The sequence below is a fragment of the Acetobacter sp. genome (genome assembly GCF_047721705.1).
Classification (GTDB): domain Bacteria; phylum Pseudomonadota; class Alphaproteobacteria; order Acetobacterales; family Acetobacteraceae; genus Acetobacter.
Genome location: NZ_JBDNXK010000152.1, coordinates 1 through 4,498, shown reverse-complemented (window position 1 = coordinate 4,498; position 4,498 = coordinate 1). Strand labels below are relative to the sequence as shown.

4 protein-coding genes are annotated in these 4,498 nt (G+C 57.2%); all 4 read right to left on the bottom strand.

From position 1 onward, the window contains the following. Positions 1-69 precede the first annotated feature (69 nt). Positions 70-1,128 carry a peptide chain release factor 1 gene (prfA, locus tag ABF824_RS15720; protein ID WP_415489909.1) on the bottom strand — a complete coding sequence of 353 codons (1,059 nt, stop codon included), beginning with the start codon at positions 1,126-1,128 and terminating at the stop codon, positions 70-72. Beyond that, positions 1,125-2,384 (bottom strand): histidine--tRNA ligase, encoded by a 1,260-nt coding sequence (hisS, locus tag ABF824_RS15715; RefSeq protein WP_415489908.1) that lies wholly within the window; start codon positions 2,382-2,384, stop codon positions 1,125-1,127. Before hisS ends, prfA begins: the two co-directional genes overlap by 4 nt. Positions 2,385-2,544: 160 nt before the next feature. After that, positions 2,545-3,705 carry a flavodoxin-dependent (E)-4-hydroxy-3-methylbut-2-enyl-diphosphate synthase gene (ispG, locus tag ABF824_RS15710; protein ID WP_415489907.1) on the bottom strand — a complete coding sequence of 387 codons (1,161 nt, stop codon included), beginning with the start codon at positions 3,703-3,705 and terminating at the stop codon, positions 2,545-2,547. Between the two features lie 157 nt (positions 3,706-3,862). After that, positions 3,863-4,498 (bottom strand): DUF4115 domain-containing protein (locus ABF824_RS15705; RefSeq protein ID WP_415489906.1); only part of this gene is annotated, 636 nt, incomplete at its 5' end.

Below are 4,498 nucleotides of genomic sequence, written 5' to 3'. Positions count from 1 at the left end.
TTCTAAACACCGTCTATTGCTCAAGCGTTAAAAGAGAAAATCCCTTAATAAATTTTCAATATTGATAAATTATAAACCTGCTGCAGCTAACTGGGCTGCCTGATCCGCCTGCGTCAGCGCATCGACGATTTCATCCAGCTCTCCGAGCATAACACGATCAATCTTGTGCAATGTCAGCCCGATGCGATGATCAGTCACACGTCCCTGAGGAAAATTATATGTTCTGATCCGTTCAGAACGATCTCCTGTCCCGACCTGTGACTTGCGATCCGCCGCACGCGTTTCATGCAGCGTAACTCTCTGCTGCTCGTAGATACGCGACCTGAGAATCTTCATCGCTTTCGCACGGTTCTTGTGCTGGCTTTTTTCTTCCTGCATCGCCACAACGATACCCGTTGGAAGATGCGTTATCCGCACAGCACTTTCCGTCTTGTTGACGTGCTGGCCGCCCGCACCCGATGCCCTGTACACATCAATGCGCAAATCTTTTTCGTCGATCTGCACGTCAACTTCTTCAGCTTCCGGCAGTACCGCCACAGTCACTGTTGACGTATGGATGCGCCCCTGGCTTTCGGTCGCTGGCACACGCTGAACGCGATGCACACCAGATTCATATTTCAGGCGGGCAAACACGCCCTTCCCGGTAACCGTGGCAATACCTTCCCTCAGCCCACCGAGCTCACTCTCGTCATATTCCATGACTTCAAATCGCCAGCCACGCAGATCAGCGTAGCGTCGATATGCGGAGAACAGTTCTGATGCGAAAAGAGCGGACTCATCGCCACCTGCGGCAGGGCGGATTTCCAGAATGGCGCTCCGGGCGTCTGCAACATCCTTAGGCAGCATCGCCAGCCTGACTTCCTGACGAAGCGTCTCGATCTGCTCTTTCAGGCTGTGTAATTCACCTTCTGCGAGCGCTTTCATCTCCGGATCGGACAGTAATTGCCCGACATCCCGTTCTTCTGCCTGAGCAGAGCGAAGGGCATTGATGCGGCTTACCAGAAACTCAAGTTCCGCATATTCCCGCGAAGCGCTCGTAAATTCTTCGCCCGTTACGCCACTGGCCAGAAGGGCTTCCAGTTCCTCGCTACGCGCTACAATGCGGTCCAGTTGATCGTCGAGATTCACGCCTGTCGCCCTGCTCCGGCAGCCTTCAGGGTTTCAACCAAAGCCACCTCCGGCAGTTCGACCTGTTCCCCGGAAGACAGATCACGCAATTGCACCACGCCTTTCGCCACTTCATTTTCGCCGATGATCACGACATGCGAAGCGCCTGTGCGATTGGCCCGCTCCATACGTTTCTTAAGATTGCCGCGATAGGCCATTTCCGCCCGAATGTCCGCACTGCGCAAGGTATTCAAAGCTTTGATGGCGACGGCCTGAGCCGCATCTCCCAGCGGAATAATGGCGACAGGCCTCGTTACCGCAGGCGCTGCCTCAAGCAGCATTGCAAGGCGTTCGATACCGCCGGCCCAGCCAATCGCCGGTGTCTTGGGACCACCCATCTCCGCCACAAGTCCGTCATACCGGCCACCAGCCAGAACGGTTCCCTGCGTTCCCAACTGTGTCGTGACAAATTCAAAAGCAGTGTGGCTGTAGTAATCAAGTCCGCGGACTATGTTCGGGTTTTCGGTAAATGCCACGCCGAATAAAGTCAGAGCATTGCGCAGTTCATCCCAGAACTGACGCGAAGCATCATTAAGATAAGAGGCAAGAACAGGAGCATCGGCCAGTAGTGCACGATCTTCCGGCGCCTTGCTATCCAGGATGCGCAGAGGATTACGCTCAAGACGGTTCTGGCTATCTTCGGAAAGCCTATCCCTGAACGCTGAAAAATACTCTACAAGCGCCGCCCGCCACGCCGCCCGGCTTTCCACATCACCCAGCGTATTCAGTTCCAGCAAGACATTCTCAGCGATGCCCAGAGCAGCCAGCACATCATGGCCCATGCGAATGGCCTCGGCGTCAGCCAGAGGTTCACCCGGACCGATCAGTTCCGCGCCGATCTGATGAAACTGGCGGTAACGCCCTTTCTGCGGGCGTTCGTAACGGAACATCGGCCCCGTATAGAACACTTTCTGCGGCAACGACTGCGTGAGACCGTTGGTCACCAAGGCCCGACAAACCGCTGCTGTTCCTTCAGGCCGCAATGTGAGGGAATCCCCACCGCGATCTGTGAACGTGTACATCTCTTTCGACACGACGTCGGACGTATCACCGAGCGACCGGGCGAAAACGCCGGTTTCCTCGAAAATCGGCGTCGCCCATTCCTCAAAACCATAAAGCGCTGTCACACGGCGCGCAGTGGCAACAACATGCGCATGCCGTCGCTGATCCTCACCGATCAGATCATGGGTACCGCGAACAGGCTTTATGGCGCTCAAGAAAGAAACTCCGGCTTGGATGAAGGCGTGCGAAAGATTGCCGAGAACAGGTCACCAATTTTACGACTGACGAACAACAGTTCAGCGTAAAAAGACGACCGTTCTCTTCATCGTGTCATCAATCATGTCTCCACGAGCCAGTCGCCCGAGGAGAACCGTTTTATTTCGCGCTGGCGAGGTCAGGCAGCGGCAGCTCAACACCTTCCGCCTTTTCCTTGGCTTCCTCAGCTTCGATCTTCGACACACGGTCTTCGACAAGACTAACGATGTGTTCGATCATCGAATCAGCCGGAACGGTGTGATCCTGCTTGCCAGCCGAGTAGACCATGTGACGACCCGAACCACCACCGGTCACGCCGAGGTCAGTCATCAGCGCCTCACCCGGACCGTTCACCACGCAACCGATGATGGACAGAGTCAGCGGCGTCTTGATGTGCGCGAGGCGATCTTCCAGCGTCTGCACCGTCTGGATGACGTTGAAGCCCTGACGCGCACAGGACGGGCAGGAAATGATCTTCACACCGCGATGACGCAGGCCGAGGGACTTCAGGATGTCCCAGCCAACCAGCACTTCCTCTTCCGGCTCAGCGGAAAGAGAAACGCGCATCGTGTCGCCCACACCCGCCCACAGCAGGTTTCCAAGACCGATGGAGGACTTCACCGTTCCAGCGCGCCGGCTGCCAGCCTCGGTGATGCCGATATGCAAGGGGTGATCGCACGCATCGGCAAGCTGCTGGTAAGCCGCCACAGCAAGGAAGACGTCCGACGCCTTCACGCTGATCTTGAATTCGTGGAAGTCGTGATCCTCAAGGATCTTGGCATGCTCCAGAGCGCTTTCGACCAGCGCATCGGGGTTCGGCTCACCGTATTTTTCAAGCAGGTGCTTTTCCAGCGAACCGGCGTTCACGCCGATACGGATGGAGCAGTTATGGTCCTTCGCGGCGTTCACAACCTCACGGACACGCTCGGCGCTACCGATGTTGCCGGGGTTGATGCGCAGGCAGGCCGCACCGGCTTTCGCAGCCTCGATGGCACGCTTGTAGTGGAAATGAATATCCGCGACGATGGGAACATTCACTTCCTGCACGATCTCGTGCAGAGCCGCCGTGCTTTCCTCATCAGGACAGGACACGCGAACAATGTCCACACCAGCCAACTCGGCACGACGGATCTGCGCGATCGTCGCCTGCGCATCGCTGGTCAACGTGTTGGTCATTGTCTGCACGGAGATCGGCGCATCACCACCGACCGCCACTTTACCGACGTGAATCTGGCGCGACTTGCGGCGCTCGATATGCTGATAGGGTCTGTAGCCGCTCATCGTTCAATCCTCCTGCCAGGACGAGAGCCGCCGCTGGATGAAACCTGCGACGGGGGTGTCCGTAACGGTTTTGGCCTTCCTGCCAAATTTGACCGCCAAATGCCAGACCGGAGACGGCATGGCGGTCCCTGCTTCCTGCGAAGCCGTGTCCTGTTTGCTACATATGGGGCGAGCCCGGCGAGCTGCCCAGCGTGTTCAGTTGTCGGGCATTGAGATCATCCGCAGACAATTCTCGTTCCGGCGCGCGCACCGGAGGCCTTACCCGTGGTTTGACAACCGGTGGCGGTGGGGGCGGAACAGGAGCAAACCCGTCGTCCCCGCCCTCCTCCGCTTTTGGAGTCGTTGACTGCGAGGGAGCCGACATATCAGCATCCGCAGCCGACAGAGGCGCAATGCTACCGTCCCGGATAGCGGCTTCCGTCACTGTCACATTCCGCCGGACCGCACCATTACGCCCCAAAGGCTGCGTCACCACGTCATCAACAGTAAGAACTGTGCCGCCAGCATTCCCCACTGTCAAAGTGAAGGGGGCCCCTTCCGCCGGAAACTCCCATGTTTCTTCCGGCTCCATGATGTGATCATACACCACTTTGCCATCCATGGATTTCACCTGAACCCAGCTTTTTGCCGTCGCCCTGATCGCCGCAGGTTTTGGTGGCGACGGAACTGGAGCGACCGCAGTTTCTTTCATGGCATCATCGCCAGTCGAGTGCGTTCCGGTTTCGGCGTTCTTCAGGTTCTCCAGTTGAGAAGCCAGAGCGAGGGTCTCACTCCCTGAAAGGGACGCCTCGTT